13 protein-coding genes are annotated in these 19,624 nt (G+C 72.1%); 8 read left to right on the forward strand and 5 right to left on the reverse strand.

Annotated elements, in window-relative coordinates; genetic code table 11:
• Positions 1–869: 869 nt before the first annotated feature.
• Together OG472_RS36330 and OG472_RS36335 are read left to right on the forward strand one after the other, a co-directional pair.
• Positions 870–1,700, forward strand: a complete 831-nt coding sequence (locus tag OG472_RS36330; protein WP_405943234.1) for an SAM-dependent methyltransferase — start codon at positions 870–872, stop codon at positions 1,698–1,700.
• Positions 1,701–1,813: 113 nt separating this feature from the next.
• Positions 1,814–3,955, forward strand: coding sequence for a putative bifunctional diguanylate cyclase/phosphodiesterase (locus OG472_RS36335; protein ID WP_401606453.1), 2,142 nt, complete (start codon positions 1,814–1,816; stop codon positions 3,953–3,955).
• A 95-nt stretch (positions 3,956–4,050) separates the two neighbouring features.
• On the opposite strand, the gene OG472_RS36340 is transcribed toward OG472_RS36335, so the two are convergent.
• Complete coding sequence (locus tag OG472_RS36340) at positions 4,051–5,118, reverse strand: FAD-dependent monooxygenase (RefSeq protein WP_405833162.1); 1,068 nt, start codon at positions 5,116–5,118, stop codon at positions 4,051–4,053.
• Positions 5,119–5,224: 106 nt separating this feature from the next.
• Here OG472_RS36340 and OG472_RS36345 point away from each other — a divergent pair, with 106 nt between their 5' ends.
• Positions 5,225–5,935, forward strand: a complete 711-nt coding sequence (locus tag OG472_RS36345; RefSeq protein ID WP_405942499.1) for a TetR/AcrR family transcriptional regulator — start codon at positions 5,225–5,227, stop codon at positions 5,933–5,935.
• A gap of 75 nt (positions 5,936–6,010) precedes the next feature.
• Here the strand turns inward: OG472_RS36345 and OG472_RS36350 are convergent, their stop codons facing one another.
• The gene (locus OG472_RS36350; protein ID WP_383575935.1) at positions 6,011–6,889 is read right to left on the reverse strand and encodes a LysR family transcriptional regulator; all 879 of its coding nucleotides are present in this window, start codon (positions 6,887–6,889) and stop codon (positions 6,011–6,013) included.
• A gap of 95 nt (positions 6,890–6,984) precedes the next feature.
• Here OG472_RS36350 and OG472_RS36355 point away from each other — a divergent pair, with 95 nt between their 5' ends.
• The 5 genes from OG472_RS36355 (at position 6,985) to OG472_RS36375 (ending at position 12,376) form a co-directional block, all read left to right on the forward strand.
• Positions 6,985–7,689, forward strand: a complete 705-nt coding sequence (locus tag OG472_RS36355; protein ID WP_401605609.1) for a succinate dehydrogenase — start codon at positions 6,985–6,987, stop codon at positions 7,687–7,689.
• A 2-nt stretch (positions 7,690–7,691) separates the two neighbouring features.
• On the forward strand, positions 7,692–9,644 hold the full coding sequence (locus OG472_RS36360; protein ID WP_401605610.1) for a fumarate reductase/succinate dehydrogenase flavoprotein subunit: 1,953 nt from the start codon (positions 7,692–7,694) through the stop codon (positions 9,642–9,644).
• Positions 9,641–10,387 carry a succinate dehydrogenase/fumarate reductase iron-sulfur subunit gene (locus OG472_RS36365; RefSeq protein ID WP_401605612.1) on the forward strand — a complete coding sequence of 249 codons (747 nt, stop codon included), beginning with the start codon at positions 9,641–9,643 and terminating at the stop codon, positions 10,385–10,387. The genes OG472_RS36360 and OG472_RS36365 overlap by 4 nt, the downstream gene beginning before the upstream one ends.
• A 278-nt stretch (positions 10,388–10,665) precedes the next feature.
• Positions 10,666–11,316, forward strand: coding sequence for a hypothetical protein (locus tag OG472_RS36370; RefSeq protein ID WP_405942500.1), 651 nt, complete (start codon positions 10,666–10,668; stop codon positions 11,314–11,316).
• A 103-nt stretch (positions 11,317–11,419) separates the two neighbouring features.
• On the forward strand, positions 11,420–12,376 hold the full coding sequence (locus OG472_RS36375) for an endonuclease/exonuclease/phosphatase family protein (protein ID WP_401605616.1): 957 nt from the start codon (positions 11,420–11,422) through the stop codon (positions 12,374–12,376).
• 56 nt (positions 12,377–12,432) lie between these two features.
• Here the strand turns inward: OG472_RS36375 and OG472_RS36380 are convergent, their stop codons facing one another.
• Genes OG472_RS36380 through OG472_RS36390 form a run of 3 tightly spaced genes read right to left on the reverse strand, consistent with a single transcriptional unit; the run spans position 12,433 to position 19,624 of the window.
• Positions 12,433–14,826, reverse strand: coding sequence for an ABC transporter (locus tag OG472_RS36380; RefSeq protein ID WP_405942501.1), 2,394 nt, complete (start codon positions 14,824–14,826; stop codon positions 12,433–12,435).
• Positions 14,827–14,864: 38 nt separating this feature from the next.
• Positions 14,865–15,668, reverse strand: coding sequence for a hypothetical protein (locus tag OG472_RS36385; RefSeq protein WP_405833172.1), 804 nt, complete (start codon positions 15,666–15,668; stop codon positions 14,865–14,867).
• Positions 15,665–19,624 (reverse strand): hypothetical protein, encoded by a 3,960-nt coding sequence (locus OG472_RS36390; protein WP_405942502.1) that lies wholly within the window; start codon positions 19,622–19,624, stop codon positions 15,665–15,667. The genes OG472_RS36385 and OG472_RS36390 overlap by 4 nt, the downstream gene beginning before the upstream one ends.

A 19,624-nucleotide genomic window follows, 5' to 3' on the forward strand; every position in this document is an offset into this window, starting at 1 on the left:
GCCGCGCGGGGCGGCTGGGGCGTGGGTTTCGGCGGAGGTGGTGGGGGCAGGACGGGCTTGGGTACGGGTTTCGGCGCCGGCTTGGGCGGAGGCGGTGGCGTGGGCTTCGGGGGCGGGGCGGGCGTGGGCGGTGGTGGAGGGGGCGGCGGCTCGGGCGGTGGCGTGGGCTTCGGCGGCGGAGGCGGCGGTGGTGGTGGCGGCTTCGGTGGACACGGCGGGGGCGGCGGAGGCGGCGGGCAGTGGGGACCGCCGTGACGGCCCCCGCCGTGGTCCCCGCCACGGTCCCCGCCACGGCCCCCGCCGTGATCCCTTCCGTGGTCCCTTCCGTGGCCGGAGCCGCGGTCGTCACCGTGATGTCCGCCACCCGAGCCGCCTCCGCGGCCGCCTCCGCCGGCCACCGCGACCACCGAGGTGGCGGTCGCGGCGTCGCCGGAGCAGGTCGTCGCGTAGGCGCAGCTATCAGCCACGGCCGGCGTGGCGGACAGGGCCGCCCACAGCAGGACCGGGACCGCCAGCAGGCGCTTGGCACAGGCTCTGTTCACCCGGGGAGCATGGGCTCGCGCGCGCTCGCGCACGCGAGGCTCGGCCCCGGTTCGCCTGAACGGGTGGAGTGGCGACCCGTGAGGTTTGAGCCAGTCTCGGGCCGGTCCTGCGGCGAGCCCGATCACCCGCCGGTCAATTCCCAAAAGGGATTTGTCGGTATCGGTCATTCGCCCCGCAGGGCGTGCCGGACGCCTTTGGTGTGTGACGAAGAACGGATCGCCAATTTCCGCTTTTGCTCGCCCTGTTGGGCAATGATCAGTACATTCGGCTCGGACAGGAGTCCGACCTCGGACGGACCGCCGCAGGAACAACGCTTGGAGACCCCGATGGAGCGCCCCGCCTGGGCCCCGCCAGGCATCGACATATCGGTGCCCAGCGTGTCCCGCATCTACGATTACTACCTGGGCGGGTCCCACAATTTCGAGGTCGACCGCCAGGCGGCCCGCCGCGCCATGGAATTCATGCCGGGACTGCCCAAGATCATGCAGGCCAACCGGGCATTCATGCGCCGCGCCGTCCGGCACGCCGTCGCCGAGGGCGTCACGCAGTTCCTCGACATCGGCTCCGGCATCCCCACCTTCGGCAATGTCCACGAGGTCGCCCAGGCCGCCAGCCCCGAGGCGCGCGTGGTCTACGTCGACCACGACCCGGTGGCCGTCGCGCACAGCCGGGCCGTCCTCGGCGAGGACGACCGCACCGACATCGTCGCCGCCGACCTGCGCAAGCCGAAGGAGATCCTGGCCGCCCCCGAGGTCGACCGGCTGCTCGACCTCGAACGCCCGGTCGCCCTGCTGCTCGTCGCCGTCCTGCACTTCCTGGAGGACTCGGACGACCCGTACGCCGCCGTCGCCGGACTGCGCGACGCCCTGGCCCCCGGCAGCATGCTGATCCTCACGCACGCCTCCTACGAGGGGATCCCGCTCACGGAGGAGGTCGCGGGCGGCGTCGTCGACGTCTACCGGGACATCCGCAACCCGCTCGTCATGCGCACCGGGCCGCAGATCGGAGCGTTCTTCGACGGCTTCGAGCTGCTGGAGCCCGGACTGGTCTCCATGCCCGACTGGCGGCCGGACAGACCCGGCGGCGAGGCGGAGGGCGAGACGGCGGAGGACCCGTACGCCTTTTCCGGCTTCGGCGGAGTGGGACGCAAGGCGTGAGACTTCCGGCACAGACCGCGGGCGCCCCGGACGCCGCCGTGGCGCCCGTCCTCGCACCGGCTGCAGTACCGGCCGCAACGCCGGCCGCCGGCGCCGCGGCCCCCCACGGCGGCATCGAGGACCGGATCGCCCGCTTCGCGACCATCTGGGGCCGGGCGATCTTCCCGGTCACGGCCACCTCGCTCACCCGCACCGAGTTCGAGCGGCACCTGGTGCCGCTCACCCGGACGCTCACCGAGGCCCTGCGCGCCCGCCCCTTCGACGCCGCCGTCGCCCAGCGCGTGGGGGCGGAACTCGTCGCCGTGCACTGCACCGACCCGGAGGCCCTGGCCGGCACCCTCGGCGTGGTCGAGTCGTACCTGGTGCTCTACTGCGGCCCGGAGGGACCCGAGGGCTGCGGCGTGGCGGGCACCGAGGAGTACCGGTCGCGCTGTGCCCGGCTCCAGCACGGCATCGCGGCGGGATACGCCCGCGCCCTGCGCGAGCGCACCCTCCGGGAGCAGGAGGCCATCGCCCGCTCCGCGCTGACCGCCCGCACCGACGCCCAGCAGGCCCTGCACGCGAGCGAGGAGCGCTTCCGGGCCGTCTTCGAGGGCGCGGCCGTCGGCATCGGCATCGCCGACCTCGACGGGAACGTGCTGGAGGTCAACGACACGCTCCTGCAGATGTTCGGCGGCCTGGAGGGCCACGTCCGCAGCCGCAACGTCAGCGAGTGGGGCCACCCGGACGACACCCCGCACGTCTGGCGGATGTACGGGGAACTGGTGCGCGGCGAGCGCGAGAGCTACCGCGTGGAGAAGCCGTACTACCGGCACGACGGAACCGTCCTCTGGACCAACCTCACGGTCTCGCTGCTGCGCGACGCCGACGGCAAGCCGCAGTACCAGCTGGCGCTGATGGAGGACACCACCGAACGCCGGCTGCTGAACCTGCGCCTGCGCTACGAGGCCACCCACGATGCCCTCACCGGCCTGCCCAACCGGACGCTGTTCTTCGAACGGCTCGAGAAGGCCCTCGGCGGGGCCGGCGGCAGCCGCTACGGCCTGTGCTACCTGGACCTCGACGGCTTCAAGGCGGTCAACGACAGCCTCGGGCACTCGGCGGGTGACCGGCTGCTGGTGGAGGTCGCCGACCGGCTGCAGAGCTGCGCGACCGGCCCCGGCGAGGTCGTCGCCCGGCTCGGCGGCGACGAGTTCGTCGCCCTGACCACCGGCCCCGACACCGAGCAGAAGGTGACCGACCTCGCCGTCCGCATCCTCTCCGCCCTGTCCACGCCGATCCGGCTGGAGGGCCGTGAGCTGACGGTCCGGGGCAGCATCGGGATCGTCGAGGGCCCGGCCAAGGAGCGCACCGCGGCGGAGGTGCTGCGCAGCGCCGACATCACCATGTACCGGGCCAAGGCGGCCGGCGGCAACCGCTTCGAATTCGCCGACGCCGAGGCCGACGCCCGCGCGATCACCCGCCACGGACTGACCAACGCCCTGCCGGCGGCGCTGGAACGCGGCGAGTTCTTCATCGAGTACCAGCCGCTGGTCCACATGCGCGACGGCAGCGTGCGCGGCGCAGAGGCCCTGGTGCGCTGGTCGCACCCGCAGTACGGGGTGCTCGGCCCGGACCGCTTCATCCCGCTCGCCGAACGGACCGGGCTGATCGTGCCGCTCGGCCGCTGGGTGCTGGAGGAGTCCGTCCGCCAGGCCCGGATCTGGCAGTGCCAGAACGGCGGCGCGGCCCTGCGGATCAATGTCAACCTCTCGCCGACCCAGCTGCACCACCCGGGCCTGGTCGCCGACACCGTCGCGGTGCTGGAGAAGTCCGGCCTCGCCCCGGGCGCCCTGTGCCTGGAGGTCACCGAATCCGCCCTGATAGGGGCCGACGACGAACTCCTGGAGCCGCTGCGCCGGCTCGCCGCCCTGGGCGTGGACATCGCGCTCGACGACTTCGGCACCGGCTACTCGAACCTCGCCAATCTGCGCCGCCTGCCGGTCAGCGTCCTCAAGCTCGACCGCTCCTTCACCCAGGGGATGCAGCAGCAGCCCGCCAACCCGGTCGACGTCAAGATCGTGGAGGGGATCGTCGCCCTCGCCCACAGCCTCGAACTCGCCGTCACCGTGGAGGGCGTGGAGACCGGTGCCCAGGCCGCCCAACTGCGTGCCCTCGGCTGCGACACCGCCCAGGGCTGGTACTACGCCCGCCCCGGAGCCCCCGACCGCATCCACGCCCTCTCCCTGTCGGACGCGGTGCCCACGCCTTCCTGACCTCCCTTCCCCGGACCGCCCGAATCCCGAGCCGGAGCCTGAACCCCGCGCTGGAGCCTGAGCCGGAGGCGGCCCGGGCGGCCCCACCCCGCCGGTCAGTCCAGGCCGGCCTCCGTCCCGAGGCCGGGCGTCCGGACGGCCTCCATGACCCGCTCGTACCGCCGGGACGTGTCGGCCAGAACCTCGGCGGCCACGGGCAGCCGCTTCGCCTCGTACCCGTCGAGCACCTCCTCGCCGGCCGGCCCGCTGAGTGCGGCGGCCAGCGTCCGGCCGAGTGCGGCGGCGTCCTGGATGCCGGTGTTCATACCCAGCCCGCCGGCTATGGGGTGCACGTGCGCGGCATCCCCGGCGAGGAAGACCCGGCCCTCCCGCATCCGAGTGGCCATGCGGACGTTGACCCGCCAGGAGGAGAGCCAGGTGGGATCCGCGAGCCGGATCCCGGGCATCCGGGCGTGCCGGTCGAAGAGCCGCTGGAAGCTCTCCAGCGAGGGCGGCAGCTGTCCGCCGTGCTCGTCCTGCTCCGGCGAGGCCTGCAGCTGGAAGGTGTCCGTCCCCGGCATGGGGCAGAGCAGTATCCCGGCGCCTTCCGAGGTGAACCACTGGTGCCAGACGTCACGGCTGAGTCCGGACGCCCTGACATCCCCGAGCACCATCGCCGGCTCGGCCTCCGCGCTTCCCTCGAAGGGGATGCCGAGGAGCTTGCGGGTGGTGCTGTGCCCGCCGTCGCACCCGGCGAGATAGCGGGCGCCGATCACGGTGGCGTCCGCGAGCTCGGCGCTGACCCCGGCCGCGTCCTGGGTGATTCCGGCGAGCGGGGACCCCCACTCGACCCGCACGCCCAGCTCGGCGAGCCGCTCGCGCAGCGCCTCCTCGATCTGCCACTGCCCGATCAGCAATCCGGCGTCGATGAGGGTGTCGTTGACGTGTGCCCCGTCGAAGTACTTGCGCAGGACCACCTTGCTGTTGCCGGTGGAGATGAGGGGCTCGGCCGCGCCCAGTTCCCGGAAGATCTCGAGGCTGCCCGGCTGCAGTCCCTTGCCACGTGACTCACGGTGGGGCGCGGGCCGCTGGTCGATGACGCGCACGGCCGCTCCGCGCAGTGCGAGATCGCAGGCCAGTGTCAGTCCTGTAGGGCCGGAGCCCACGATCAGTACGTCGGTCATCGGATGTCCTCTCCTCGTCGTTGTCTCAAGGAAAGCGGACCCCGCCAGAAAAAGCAACCCGGTTAAAAAAATAACTGAGTCACCAATTCGTGCTACGCTGTTCGGCATGGAGAACACGACAGGTCTGCGCGAGAGCAAGAAGCTCCGTACGCGCCGCCAGCTGGCGGCGACGGCGCTGGAACTCTTCCTGGAGCGGGGCTTCGACGCCGTGTCGGTGGCGGATGTCGCCGCGGCGGCCGAGGTCTCCAAGCCCACCCTCTTCCGGTACTTCCCGAGCAAGGAGGACCTGCTGCTCGACCGGTTCGCCGACCATCAGGACGAGGCGGCGCGCATCGTGCGCGAGCGGCCCGCCGGTCGGACGCCGGTGGGTGCGCTGCATGACCATTTCCTGGCGGCCCTCGCCGAACGGGACCCGATCACCGGTCTGTGCGACCACCCCGGGGTGCTCGCCTTCCAGCGGCTGCTCTACGGCACCGCCAGCCTCCAGGCCCGGCTCGGCCACTACACCGACCGGGAGGTGGAGCTGCTCGCCGCCGTGCTCGAGGCGGAGTCGGTCCCGCCGCTCACCGCCCGCCTGGCGGCGATCCACCTGGTTGCCGTCCGCCACGAGCTCGGCCGGGAGAACTGGCGGCGGCTCGACGCCGGCCGGAGCGCCGACCAGGCCCACCCGGCCGCCGTGGCCGACGCCGATCAGGCCTTCGGCATGCTGGCCGACGGCCTCGACAAGGCCCTGCCGATAGCGTCGGCCCCGGCCCCGGCCCCGGCCCCGGTCTCGCCTTCGGCCTCGGCCTCGGCCCCGGACTCGCCTTCGACGTGAGGTCCGCTCCGCCCGCAGCGGGGGGAACCGGGTGGTCGAAGCCGGCCGGTGACCGGCGCCCGGCCCCCGCCGCGGTCAGCCCAGCAGCATGCGCTTCAGCTCGCGGGCCGCGCGCGGGGGAGCCACGTCGGTGCGGTGGGCCAGGGCCACCGTGCGGCGCAGCGGGGATCCGGCCAGCGGGGTCGCCCGCAGACCGGGACCGGCACGGTCCACCACCATCGCCGGGACCACCGCGATGCCCAGCCCCGCCCGGACGAAGCCCAGGACCGCGTCCATCTCGCCGCCTTCCACGGTGAAGACCGGTTCGAAGCCCTCCGCGCGGCAGGCCGCCACGGTCAGCTCCCGGAGGTCGTAGCCGTGCCGGAACATCACCATCGGCTCGTCGCGCAGGCCCCGTACGGTCAGCTCGCCGCCCCCGCCCGGCGCCGGCCGCTCCGTCGACGAGACCACCACCAGGTCCTCCGTCAGCAGTTCCACCGTGGTCAGGGCCGGAGCCGAGGGCGGCAGCGGCAGCGCGATCAGGGCGAGGTCCAGGGCCCCGCGCGCGAGCTCCCGTACGAGGTCCAGCGAACCGCTCTCCTCGATCAGCAGCTCGATCCCCGGATGTGCGGCGTGGAAGGCCCGCAGCACGTCCGGCAGCAGGCCCGTGCACACGCTCGGGGTGGCGCCCAGCCGGACCCGCCCGCGCCGAAGCTGCGCCAGTTCCTGCACCTCCAGCCGCGCGGTGTCCGCGTCCGCCAGGATCCGCCGGGCCAGCGGCAGCAGTGTCTCGCCCGCGTCGGTGAGCGCGATGTTGCCGCGCGCCCGGCTGAAGAGCTCGGCCCCCAGCTCCCGTTCGAGCGCCTTGATCTGCTGGGAGAGCGAGGGCTGGGCCACGTGCACCCGCTCCGCGGCCCGGGTGAAGTGCCGGGTCTCCGCGACGGCCACGAAGTACAGGAGCTGCTGGAACTGCATCGGCCCAGCGTAACCCGCTCCATAGGAAATGCCTATTGATTTGAGCTCTTCCATGTCTTGGACCTTTCGGGGCCTCGGTCCCTACCGTCGAAGACATGGCTCTGGCAACGCGGACGGGTCGACGGCCGTCCACCACGCGCACACTCTGGGACTCCTCCGTCGGCAAGAAGTCCGTGATGGCCGTCTCCGGCCTGATCATGCTCGGCTACCTCGTCGTGCACATGCTCGGCAACCTCAAGATCTTCTTCGGCTCGGACGAGTTCAACGGCTACGCCCACTGGCTGCGCACCCTCGGCTCGCCCTTCCTCCACCACGAGTGGGCCCTGTGGATCGTCCGCGTGGTGCTCCTCGCCGCGGTCGTCGCCCACGCCGTGTCCGCCTACCAGCTCAGCCGGCGCGACATCAAGGCCCGCCCGGTCAAGTACGCGCACAAGCGCCGCCGCGCGAGCTACGCCACCCGGACCATGCGCTGGGGCGGCATCATCCTCGGCCTCTTCATCGTCTGGCACCTGCTCGACCTCACCACGCTCACCGTCAACGAGCGCGCCTGGGCCGGGCACCCGTACGAGAACGTCCTCGCCACCTTCTCCACCTGGTACGGGAACACCATCTACATCGTGGCGATGGCCGCGCTCGGCCTGCACGTCCGGCACGGCTTCTGGAGCGCCGCCCAGACCCTCGGCGCGGGCAACGCCCGACGCGACCGGGCGCTGAAGTCCCTGGCCAACGCCCTGGCCCTCGTCCTCTTCGCGGGCTTCGTCTCCGTGCCCGTCGCCGTCATGACCGGAGTGGTGAGCTGACCATGAGCAACGACTACGCCCACTACACCGAAGGCGAGCCCGTCGCCGACACCAAGGCCCCCGAAGGTCCGATCGCCGACCGCTGGGACCGCCGCCGCTTCGAGGCCAAGCTCGTCAACCCCGCCAACCGCCGCAAGCACCGCATCATCGTCGTCGGCACCGGCCTGGCCGGCGGCGCGGCCGGCGCCACTCTCGCCGAACAGGGCTACCACGTCGTCCAGTTCTGCTTCTCCGACTCCCCGCGCCGGGCCCACTCCATCGCGGCCCAGGGCGGCATCAACGCGGCCAAGAACTACCGCAACGACGGCGACTCGGTGCACCGCCTCTTCTACGACACCGTCAAGGGCGGCGACTTCCGCGCCCGCGAGTCCAACGTGCACCGCCTCGCCCAGATCTCCGTCGAGATCATCGACCAGTGCGTGGCCCAGGGCGTCCCCTTCGCCCGCGAGTACGGCGGACTCCTCGACACCCGCTCCTTCGGCGGCGTCCAGGTCTCCCGCACCTTCTACGCCCGCGGCCAGACGGGCCAGCAGCTCCTCCTCGGCGCCTACCAGGCCCTCTCCCGGCAGATCGCCGCGGGCAACGTCGAGATGCACGCCCGCACCGAGATGCTCGACCTGGTCGTCGTCGACGGCGTGGCCCGCGGCATCGTGGCCCGCGACCTGATCACCGGCGAGATCTCCACCCACTACGCGGACGCGGTGGTCCTGGCGAGCGGCGGCTACGGCAACGTCTTCTACCTCTCCACCAACGCCATGAACTCCAACGCGACCGCCGTCTGGCGGGCGCACCGGCGCGGCGCGTACTTCGCCAACCCCTGCTTCACCCAGATCCACCCCACCTGTATCCCGCGCACCGGCGACCACCAGTCCAAGCTCACCCTGATGAGCGAGTCCTTGCGCAACGACGGCCGGATCTGGGTCCCCAAGGCCAAGGGCGACACCCGCCCCGCGGCCGAGATCCCGGAAGCGGAGCGCGACTACTACCTGGAGCGGATCTACCCCTCCTTCGGCAATCTCGTGCCCCGCGACATCGCCTCCCGCGCCGCCAAGAACGTCTGCGACGAGGGCCGTGGCGTCGGCCCCGGCGGCGAGGGCGTCTACCTCGACTTCGCCGATGCCATCCGCCGCATGGGCCGCGACAAGGTCGCCGAGAAGTACGGCAACCTCTTCGACATGTACGAGCGGATCACCGCGGAGAACCCGTACGAGGTCCCCATGCGGATCTACCCCGCCGTGCACTACACGATGGGCGGCCTGTGGGTCGACTACGACCTGCAGACCACCGTCCCCGGCCTGTTCGCGATCGGCGAGGCCAACTTCTCCGACCACGGCGCCAACCGCCTCGGCGCCTCCGCCCTGATGCAGGGCCTCGGCGACGGCTACTTCGTGCTCCCCTCCACCATCAACGACTACCTGGCCCGCCACCCACACCAGGACGTCGTCGACGACACCCACCCCGAGGCCGCGGCCGCCGTACGGGAGGTCCGCGACTGCCTCGCCAAACTGCTCGCCGTGGACGGCGACCGCACCCCGGACTCCTTCCACCGCGAGATCGGCGAGCTCATGTGGGAGTACTGCGGCATGTCCCGCACCGAGGAAGGGCTGCGCAAGGCCCTCGCCCGGATCCCGGAGATCCGCGAGGAGTTCTGGCAGCGCATCAAGGTCCCCGGCAGCGGCGAGGAGTTCAACCAGTCGCTGGAGAAGGCCAACCGCATCGTCGACTACCTCGAACTCGCCGAGCTGATGTGCCTTGACGCCCTCCACCGTGCCGAATCCTGCGGAGGCCACTTCCGCGAGGAGTCCCAGACCCCGGACGGCGAGGCCGCCCGCCGCGACGAGGAGTTCGGCTACGCCGCCGCCTGGGAGTACCAGGGCACCGGCGCCGCCCCCGTCCTGCACAAGGAAGACCTCGTCTTCGAGTACGTCCACCCCACCCAGCGGAGCTACGCATGAAGCTCACCCTGCGCGTCTGGCGCCAGCGCGGCGCCGACGCCCCCGGCCACATGGCCTCCTACGAGGTCGACGGGATCTCCGAGGACATGTCCTTCCTGGAGATGCTCGACACCCTCAACGAGGACCTCATCCTGCGCGGCGAGGACCCGGTCGCCTTCGACCACGACTGCCGCGAGGGCATCTGCGGCGCCTGCAGCCTCGTCATCAACGGCGACGCCCACGGCCCGGAGCGCACCACCACCTGTCAGCTGCACATGCGCTCCTTCACCGACGGCGACACGATCGACGTCGAACCCTGGCGGGCCGCGGCCTTCCCGGTGGTCAAGGACCTCGTCGTCGACCGCGGCGCCTTCGACCGGATCATCCAGGCCGGCGGCTACATCACCGCCCCGACCGGCGCCGCCCCCGAGGCCCACGCCACCGCCGTGCCCAAGGCCGACGCCGACTTCGCCTTCGAGCACGCCGAGTGCATCGGCTGCGGCGCGTGCGTGGCGGCCTGCCCCAACGGCTCGGCGATGCTCTTCACCTCCGCCAAGGTCAACCACCTGAACGTCCTCCCGCAGGGCTCGCCGGAGCGGGAGACCCGGGTGCTGGACATGGTGGCCCGGATGGACGACGAGGGCTTCGGCGGCTGCACCCTCACCGGGGAATGCGCCACGGCCTGCCCGAAGGGCATCCCGCTGCCTTCGATCGCCGCGATGAACAAGGAGTGGCTGCGGGCGGTGCGCAAGGGCCCCCGCTGAGCGTCCCGCGACGCCGGTCCGGGGCCCCGCAGCCGCCCCACCAGCCCCCGTACGGGCGCCCGCGGCCGGGTGCCGCCGCCGGGCCGGGTCCCCGTCCCGGCCCGATCGGCCCACCCGATCCGCCGGCCGGGCGCCCGTACGGGCCGTACGCCGCCGCCCGCCCCGCAGGGGGGCGGGCGCGCCGCCCTCGGGGCCGGCCCTGCGCCGATCGGCTGACCGGAACAGCCCGGCTCGCGCCGCGCCCCGGCGGCGCCCGGGCCATGGGGGACAGTGGCCCCATGCCACAAGCCCCCACCGGGTCCGGACCGCGCCGCCGAGCCGTACTGGCCGCCGCCCTCGCCCCGCTGGCCGCGGTCGGCTGCTCCGGCGGGGAAGACCCCCGCACTTCCGCGCCCGGCCCGGAGGCCGGGCCCAAGGACGCCCTGATCATGCTGATCCGGCACGCGGAGAAGCCGTACGCCGGTGACTCCGGCTGGGACGAGGAGGGCGAGGACGATCCCGGCTCGCTGGCCGGGCGCGGCTGGCGCCGGGCCGAGCAGCTCCCGCACCTCTTCCCGCCGGCCAAGGGCTCCTCGCTGCCCCGCCCCGCCGCGGTCTTCGCGGCCGGCGGCAAGGTCCGCGCCCCGGCACGGTGCAGGCAGACCGTGGCGGCGCTGGCCACCGCACTGCACACCACCGTACGCGGAGAATTCGCCGTCGGGGCCGAACCGGCCCTGGTGAAGGCCGTGTTGACCGCGCCCATGCCCGTACTCGTCTGCTGGGAGCACAGTGGCGTCCCCCGCCTGATCCGGGCCCTCGGCGCCCACCAGGTCCCCGGTGTCCCCGCGACCTGGCCCGACCGTTACGACCTCGTCTGGGAGTTCACCCGGCGCCGGGGCCAGTGGAGCTTCCGCGAACTGCCGCAGCACCTGCTGTCGGGGGACGTGTAGTCCTGCGGTCCCCGGTCACCCGCATGGGACTTCGTGGCGGTCATCCTGCCTACGAGCGGCCGGTGTTGGGGTAGTGGAGGCGCCCGCGGGAAGGATCACGGGTGTGCGCCGAACCCCTGCCGCCCTGGCCGTTCTCGCCGTCACCTCCGCCTTCTGCGTCCTCGCCGCGCCCGGACCTCCCGCTGCGGCGGCCCCCGCCACCGTCCCCGCCTCCGCCGCCGTCCGCGCGGCTTCCACCGAAGCCGGCATCGCTGCCGGCACGGTCCGGCTGACCAGCTACAACATCTGCGGCAACATGTGCTCCGGCCCGGCCTACGACGCGGACCGCCGGATCGCGGCCGTGGCCGCCGAGGCCGACCCTGCGGTCTGGGGTGCCGGACAGCTCTTCCTCCAGGAAGTGTGCGAGCACCAGTACGACGCGCTCCTCGCCCGCCTGGGGCCGCTCGGCTACGGCGGGTTCTACTCCGCCACCCTGCCGCCCGGGAACCCGGCCATCTGCGAAGGACACGCGTACGGGAACGCCGTTCTCGTACGCGGCCCGGTCTCGGACACCGCCGACCTCGACCTGACCGTGGGCGGCGAACGCGAACCGATCACGGTGCCCTGCGCCCTGGCCTCCCTCTCGGACCGGCCCACCTGGTCCTGCTCGGTCCACCTCTACTGGGACGACGGGACCCTCGCCGTGCCCGAGGCCGACCGGCTGGCGGAGCAGGCCCGCAAGTGGCTGGACGACGGGTTCGCCGTCGTCCTCGGCGGGGACTTCAACCACTCCCCGCGCACCGCCACGCTGTCGCGCTTCTACCTGCCGGAACGAGGGGACGGCGCCCACGGATCCTTCATCGAGGCCGACGAGAGCGATCCGGAGTTCTTCGACCCCGCAGCCTGCCCGCCCGCCTCCACCTCCGCGTGCCGGTCGGGCGAGACGACCTTCGGCGCGAAGAAGCTCGACTACCTCTTCCTCAGCGCCCCGCACTTCCGGGCCGCGAGCGCCGACGCCCTTCCCCTCGACACGAAGGTCTCGGACCACAACCTGCTGCGCGTCGCGGCCACCGCCACCTGACCGCCACCCCCGACCGCCCACCGAGCGCTGCGGCCGGGCCGGAGCCCGCCCGCCCCCTACCCGTCGAGCGCCCGCGCCAGGTAGGACGCCGTGCGGCCCCGGCCTGCCGCCGCCACCTGAGCCGGGGTGCCCTCCGCGACCACCCGGCCGCCCGCCGTACCGCCGCCCGGACCGAGGTCGATCACCCAGTCCGCGCCCGCCACCACATCCATGTCGTGCTCCACGACCACCACCGAGTGCCCGGCGTCCACCAGCCTGTGCAACTGCCGCAGCAGTACCCGTACATCGGCCGGATGCAGGCCGGTCGTCGGCTCGTCCAGCAGGTACAGCGTGTGGTCCCGCCGCAGCCGCTGCAGCTCCGTGGCCAGCTTGATCCGCTGCGCCTCGCCGCCCGACAGCTCGGTGGCCGGCTGCCCCAGCCGCAGGTAGCCCAGCCCGATGTCCTCCAGTGCGCGCAGGCTGCGCGCCGCCGCCGGGACCTCCGCGAAGAAGCCGGCCGCGGCCTCCACCGTCAGGCCGAGCACCTCCGCGATGTTCAGGCCCGCGTACCGCACCTCCAGCGTCTCGGAGTTGTACCGGGCGCCGGCGCACTCGGGGCACGGGGCGTACGTACTCGGCAGGAACAGCAGCTCCACCGACACGAAGCCCTCGCCCTGGCAGGTCTCGCACCGGCCGCCCGCCACGTTGAAGGAGAACCGGCCCGCCTTCCAGCCGCGGGTCTTCGCCTCCGGCGCCGCCGTGAAGAGCCGCCGCACGACGTCGAACAGGCCCGTGTACGTGGCCAGGTTGGACCGCGGGGTCCGGCCGATCGGCTTCTGGTCCACCTCCACGAGCCGCCGTACGGGAAAATCCGGCTCGGCGAGCCGCTCGCCGACCTCGCGGGCCAGCACCTGCCCCACCAGCGTGGACTTCCCCGACCCCGACACCCCGGTCACGGCCGTGAACACCCCCAGCGGGAACCGTGCGTCCAGGTCCCGCAGGTTGTGCCGGTCCACCCCGGTCAGGCGGACCGCCCCGGTCGCCGTGCGCACCGGCCGCGGCGCCGCGGCCGGCCCCCGCGCCGCGAACAGGTGCCGGGCCGTCGCCGACCCCTCCACACCGGCCAGCTCCTGCGGCGGCCCGCTGTGGAGCACCTGCCCGCCGTGCTCCCCGGCCAGCGGCCCCACGTCCACCAGCCAGTCCGCGTGCCGCACCACATCCAGATGGTGTTCGACGACGAAGACGGTGTTCCCCGCCTCCTTCAGCCGGTCCAGTACGCCCAGCAGCGCCTCGGTGTCGGCCGGGTGCAGCCCCGCGGACGGCTCGTCCAGCACGTACACCACGCCGAACAGGCCCGACCGCAGCTGCGTCGCCAGCCGCAGGCGCTGCAGCTCACCCGCGGAGAGGCTCGGCGCGGTCCGGTCCAGGCTCAGATAGCCCAGTCCCAGCTCCGTGACCGGACCGATCCGGGAGCGCAGGTCCTCGGCGAGCACCCGGGCGGCCTCCCCGTCCAGAGGCGCCCCGGCCAGTACGGCGTCCAGGTCGCTCAGTGCCAGCGCCGCCAGCTCCGCGATGGTCCGCCCCGCGAAGGTGACGGCGAGGGCCGCCGGCCGCAGCCGCCGCCCTTCGCACACCGGGCAGGGCGAATCGGCGAGGAACCTCTCGGCGCGCGCCCGCAGCGTGGCGCTCTTGCTGTCGGCGAAGGTCCGCATGACGTAGCGGTGGGCGCTCATGTACGTGCCCTGGTACGGCCGCTGGATCCGCTCGGCCTCCCGCACCGGGTGCACGGTCACCACCGGCTGCTCCTCGGTGAACAGGATCCACTCGCGGTCCTTCGCCGGAAGCTCCCGCCACGGCCGGTCCACGTCGTGGCCGAGCGTCTCCAGGATGTCCCGCAGGTTCTTGCCCTGCCAGGCGCCGGGCCAGGCGGCGATGGCTCCCTGACGGATCGACAGGCTCGGGTCCGGGACCAGGAGTTCTTCGCTGGTGCGGTGGATCCGGCCGAGCCCGTGGCACGAAGGGCAGGCGCCGGAGGCGGTGTTGGGCGAGAAGGCGTCGGAGTCGAGCCGCTCCGCGCCGGGGGGATAGGTCCCGGCGCGGGAGTACAGCATCCGCAGGGAGTTGGACAGCAGGGTCACCGTGCCGACGGAGGAGCGCGAGCCGGGGGAGGAGCGGCGCTGCTCCAGCGAGACGGCCGGCGGCAGCCCGGTGACGGAGTCCACCTTCGGGGCGCCGATCTGGTGGATGAGCCGGCGGGCGTACGGGGCCACCGATTCGAAGTAGCGGCGCTGGGCCTCGGCATAGAGCGTGCCGAAGGCGAGCGAGCTCTTGCCGGACCCGGACACCCCGGTGAACACGGTCAGCGCGTCGCGCGGGATGTCCACGTCGACGCCGCGCAGATTGTGCTCCCGGGCGCCCCGGACCCGTACGAAGGGGTCACGGGGAGCCTGAGGATCGGTGAACTGGTGCATTCGCCCCAGTTTAGGGCCTCGCCGGCGGTGCGGCGGCGTCAGCGGCCGGCGGCAGTGATGGCCTCCGCCACCGCCGGATGCTTCAGGTAGTCGAGCACGCTGTGCGGCCACAGGGGAGCGATGCTGATCTCCGGCTGCCCTTCCACGCCCTCGAACACCCGGGCCAGCTCACCCTTCGGAACGGCCACGAAGTCCCCGACGTCGGCGATGTCGACCCACTGGCGCACACCCGGCGGCCTGGCACCCCGGCCCTCCAGCGGCCCCGGATCGAGGCGGTGGAAGACGGCGTTCGGCAGGGCCAGCGGGGAGCCCAGGGTCAGCAGGAGCCGCACGTCGAGTTCGCCCGCCAGGTCGTGCAGGGCCTCGTAGGCGACCACACTGCCCAGCGAATGCGCGACGACGACGTCCGGCCGGTGCCGGACCAGCGCGGATCTCACCCGCTCGCGCACGGGGTCGCGCCCGGCGGCGAAGTACCGTGCCACCTCGGGGAAGAACAGCTTCACGCTCTTCTCCACCACCGCGGGGTTCTGCCTGGTCCGCTCGGCGACCTGCCCGCAGATCCACCGCAGCCAGCCCGTCGCCCGGCCCTGGACCCCGCTCGGATCGATTCCCCAGACCATCGCCCACTGCTCGACCAGCGCCAGCTCGTCGTCAGCCGGATCCGCACTCTGCCGTTCGCTGCGCAGCAGGTCGGCGTAGTAGGCCGTCTCCAGATCGAGCCCGGGGGCGGCCGGCCCGATCGCCGCGAGCCATTCGGCCCGCAGCCGGGCGCTGCCGAGGTGGGGCGTGCGGTCGGCGGCCTTGTAGTTGCGGACGCCGTGGATGCCGAGGACGCGGGTCATGCGCGGGACTCCTCCGAATCGGTCTCGCCGCAGTCGTAGACCGCGAGGGCTCCGTTGATGGTGACGAACAGCTTCCCCGGTCCTGCGAACCCGAAGTTGTCCGGTGCGTCGGGCAGCGGAATTCGTCTGACGAGGCGCAGATCACGGGAAGCCCAGATCTTGATCACCGAGGTCGTCGGATGTTCCATGACCAAGAGCGCGAACCATTTGCTGTCGGGGGAGAAGACGACGCGAGGCAGGGCGTACGTGTGTCCCCCGATGCGGAGGGTCTCTGCGGGCGGAGGGGGGAGCGATCCCGTGCGGATGATCTGCAGGGATCCGGAGAAGCCCGAGGCGATCAGGAGTCGGCTGTCGGGCGAGAAGAGGAAAAGGGAGCCGCTTCCCCCGGGCATCTCTGCGAGTGTTTCCCCGGTGGCCGGATCGCGGAGTTCGAGACACCCTTTGGTCTTGTTGAGGACGGCGAGCAGGCGCCCGTCGGGCGAGCCGGCGGCACTGGACGAGGCGAACTGCGTCAACCTCGGCTCCTGAGTACCCTCTCCCAGCCCCCTCCACAGGCGCAGGCGCCCCTCCGCGTGACCGCTGATCAGCAGCGCCGGATTCGAGGGGTGGAACGCCACGCAGGTGCTGTAGGCGCCTCTGTCGGCAAGGCGGCTGACCGTTTGCCCCGAGGAGACCTCGACGACGTGCAACGAACTCCAGCTACCGATCGCCAGGAGTGCGCCGTCGGAGGAGAAGGAGAGGCCACCGCCGACGGCCATGGGCTTCTGACCCACCCGGCGCATCCATTCGAGCGTCTCGCAGGACCAGAGGCTGACCCCCTCGCTGTCGAGTGCGGCGAGCAGGCCGCCGTCCGGCGAGAAGGCGATGGCCCGGGCCTTCTCGGTGCTGAGGGACACGCGGTTCCAGTCGTTGGTCGTCCAGACGGCCAACCCCCGTCCACCGCACACGGCCAGCAGTTCCCCATCGGGGCTGAACTGCAGGTCATCGACGCCTTCACTGTGCTGGAGGCGCACCTCCTCGACCGGATGGCCGCCGGTCACATCCCAGACGGAGGCACCGAGATCGTGGCGTCCGACCGCGAGCCGACGGCCGTCGGGGGAGAACGCGAGGGCGCTGACCCTTCCCGTCACGTGCTGCCACGGCTCTCCGACAAGCGTGCGCTTCTCGACGTCCCAGAACTGAAGGCTCCGTGTCCAGGCGTTCGTGACGAACGCGAGCAGACGGCCGTCCGGCGAGAAGGCGACGTGGGTGATCGGGTCCTGCGAATTTCCGAGGAAGTGCGCGATTTCGCGCCACGTATCCGTCTCGACGACGTGCACGCCTCGACTCGTGGCGGCCGCGACGAGGCCACCGTCCGGCGAAACCGCCACATTGCGCACCGCCGAGCTCACACGTTCGATGAAGCGGGTGCCGGCGTCCACGTGGCCACCCTCGGCCCAGAGCAGGGAATGGGCCTCTTCCGGCTGGAAGGCGACCATCCCCGCGATGCGGGCGAACTGCTTCCGGCGCTGCGGAAGATTCAACCGATGGGCGTCGAAGGCGCACACCGACGCACGGTCGGACGCCTTCGTGATCTGCGCGTGCGCGGACCACGACGCACTCAGCAGCCGGACGTACTCCGCGGCCTGCTCGGACCGCGTCATGTCGATCGCCCGGTGATCCTGCCGAGGGTCGAAGCGGATGAGGAAGTAGGGGTCCGTCAGGAGCAACTCCGCGGACTCGGCCGCATCGGCCTCGGCGACGTGCCCCAGCGCGTGCCGCAGTACGTACGGTTCTGCGGAGTACCAGTCGTCGCGGGACTCGGCGGCACCCGTCGTGAAGGGCCCGATGATTTCCGAGAGCAGCCTCCGTTCGAGGTCCAGGCTCTGGGCGGCGTCCACCGCATCCGAACTCGCCGGGTGATCGTGCAAGTAGTCCGCCAGACCCTGGTGGAAGATGCGGTACAGGGCCACGTCACTCGCCGGGTCGACTCCGGTACGGAGGAACGGCGAAGCCTCCCGCAGGGTGTCGAGGAACTTCTTGTCGGTGATGTCGTCGGCGTCCATGGCCTTGAGGCAGCGGCGCAAGGTCGTCAGCGGCATTCCGTCCCCGTGCGACCGGGCGAGGATCGCGAGAACCGCACGCAACGAGGGGAACTCGTCGTGCCGGGCGAGGAGGACGGCCTCCATCAGGTCCGGCAGGTCCGCCGACGCCTCCCGGGCGTAGGCCCGTGCCGCGGTCTCGTCCTGCGGCGGGTACTTCAGGGTCACCAGGTAGTGGACGTACAGGCCGGCGAGCAGGAACGGTCCCCACAAACTGTCCGAGCGCAGGTGACGGACGATGCCGGTCGCCCCTCGCTTCGCGAGTGTGTCGACGAACTCCGCTGAAGGGCCGCTGGCGTAAGGCTTGCCGGCACGAAGCAGCCGCGCGATGTAGTGGCGTACGTCTTCCTCCAGCGCGACGGGATCCGCCGTGTCCAGATCGATCTGGTCGGCGGCGATCTCCGCGAGTTCCTCGGCGCAGGACAGTCCGGCCACCACCTCGCGCCGTCCGCCCAGCAGGACCCTGCACGGCGCCTTCGCCAGAGTGCCGTCCCGCCGTTCCGGCGCGAGGAGGCTGCTGATCAGCCGCAGGACCGCGGGAGGGTCGGTGCTCTCGTCCACGGCGTCCACCACGATGAGGCGGCGCTTCCGCTCCTGGGCGAGAGCCTTGCGCAGGAGGCCGCCGGTCCACCGGACGGGGTCGGCGCCCCCGGTTTCCCTTTCGCGGGCCTGATCCTCCGGATTCTCCTCGTCCTTGGGCGGTTCGAGTCCCGCTTGCTCCACGATGATGTCGATCACCTGCCGCACCGAGCGCTGACGTGCGTGCAGGGCGATGATGTCGGGGACCTCCGGAAGATCGTGCGCGACGGATTCCCACAGCTCCCTGACGCCCTGTCGGAGCTTCGGGGCCGCCGCGCACACGATGAGGCCCAGCAGCCCCGACTTGCCTGCGCCTGCCGCGCCCGTAACGGTCAGCAGGGGGCGGTCGCCCGCCAGCCATGCGTGGTAGCGCTTCAGCTCCGCGGCGCGGCCCGAGAAGAAGCCCGTCCTGCCGTCGACGGAGATGAGACCGCGCCCGGACGCGCGGTCGATGAAGTAGAGGCTGTCGCTGATCTCCTTGCCCGCCGCGACCTGGGTACCCAGGTCTCCCAGGTCCTCGCCGGGGACGAAGCCGAGGGAGCGGCGCTGCAACTGGATCTGTTCCGGGGTGTGTTCGGCGGTCAGGGGATTCGGGAGGAACGGCCACTCGCCGTCGCCCTGCGCCACACTGAAGCCGAGGGAAACGCGCCGTGCGGTATCCGCCTTGGCCTCGTCGATCAGAGCCCGGACGAACCGCGTGAACCTGATCGACTCGACGTCCAGGGCGAAGTCGGTGAAGAACAGCGCGCCCAACGCTTTCGCGACCCATACGCTGAACCGGCCGCGTTCTGTCGGCGAGCTGCTGGTGGACGCGCCGAGCGACCAGACGCCGCGTTCGCTGTCCAGTTCGGAGATGGGCTGCCGTCCCGTCGCGATGCCCGCCCCGCAGGTGTCGACCAGGAACACCACGCGCTGGCGGTCCCGGCCCCGCTCGGCCTCCTGCTGCGCCTTCTCGATCCACCGGTCCACGTCGACCTCGCGGTCGTCGCGGGCCACGAAGGAGAGCCGGCCGCTGCGGTCGGCCCGCCCGTGTCCGATCACATGGATGACGACGACATCTGCGGACTTCCGCTCATCGACGATCCACTTCCGTAACAGGGCGTCGATCTCGCCCTCGGTTCCGTCCAGCGATGTCTCCACCACCGCGCCGAACTGCTCGAAGGCCTTGCGGACTTCCTCGATCCGATCGGCAACGAAGCCGAGCTCCTCCATGCCGGAACCGTCGCGGAAGCTTCCCACCCCGATCGACAGCACCATTAACCCGGGCGCGCCCCGGCCGCCTGATCTCCTGTCCAA

The organism is Streptomyces sp. NBC_00207 (assembly GCF_045160965.1).
Lineage (GTDB): Bacteria > Actinomycetota > Actinomycetes > Streptomycetales > Streptomycetaceae > Streptomyces.

Bases quoted from the DNA above. Each gene is read 5' to 3' on its own strand.
- OG472_RS36345 (WP_405942499.1), top strand. From the start codon at position 5,225: ATGGAGAACACGACAGGTCTGCGCGAGAGCAAGAAGCTCCGTACGCGC.
- OG472_RS36370 (WP_405942500.1), top strand. From the start codon at position 10,666: ATGCCACAAGCCCCCACCGGGTCCGGACCGCGCCGCCGAGCCGTACTG.
- OG472_RS36360 (WP_401605610.1), top strand. From the start codon at position 7,692: ATGAGCAACGACTACGCCCACTACACCGAAGGCGAGCCCGTCGCCGAC.
- OG472_RS36365 (WP_401605612.1), top strand. From the start codon at position 9,641: ATGAAGCTCACCCTGCGCGTCTGGCGCCAGCGCGGCGCCGACGCCCCC.
- OG472_RS36330 (WP_405943234.1), top strand. From the start codon at position 870: ATGGAGCGCCCCGCCTGGGCCCCGCCAGGCATCGACATATCGGTGCCC.
- OG472_RS36350 (WP_383575935.1), bottom strand. From the start codon at position 6,889: ATGCAGTTCCAGCAGCTCCTGTACTTCGTGGCCGTCGCGGAGACCCGG.
- OG472_RS36380 (WP_405942501.1), bottom strand. From the start codon at position 14,826: ATGCACCAGTTCACCGATCCTCAGGCTCCCCGTGACCCCTTCGTACGG.
- OG472_RS36340 (WP_405833162.1), bottom strand. From the start codon at position 5,118: ATGACCGACGTACTGATCGTGGGCTCCGGCCCTACAGGACTGACACTG.
- OG472_RS36355 (WP_401605609.1), top strand. From the start codon at position 6,985: ATGGCTCTGGCAACGCGGACGGGTCGACGGCCGTCCACCACGCGCACA.
- OG472_RS36385 (WP_405833172.1), bottom strand. From the start codon at position 15,668: ATGACCCGCGTCCTCGGCATCCACGGCGTCCGCAACTACAAGGCCGCC.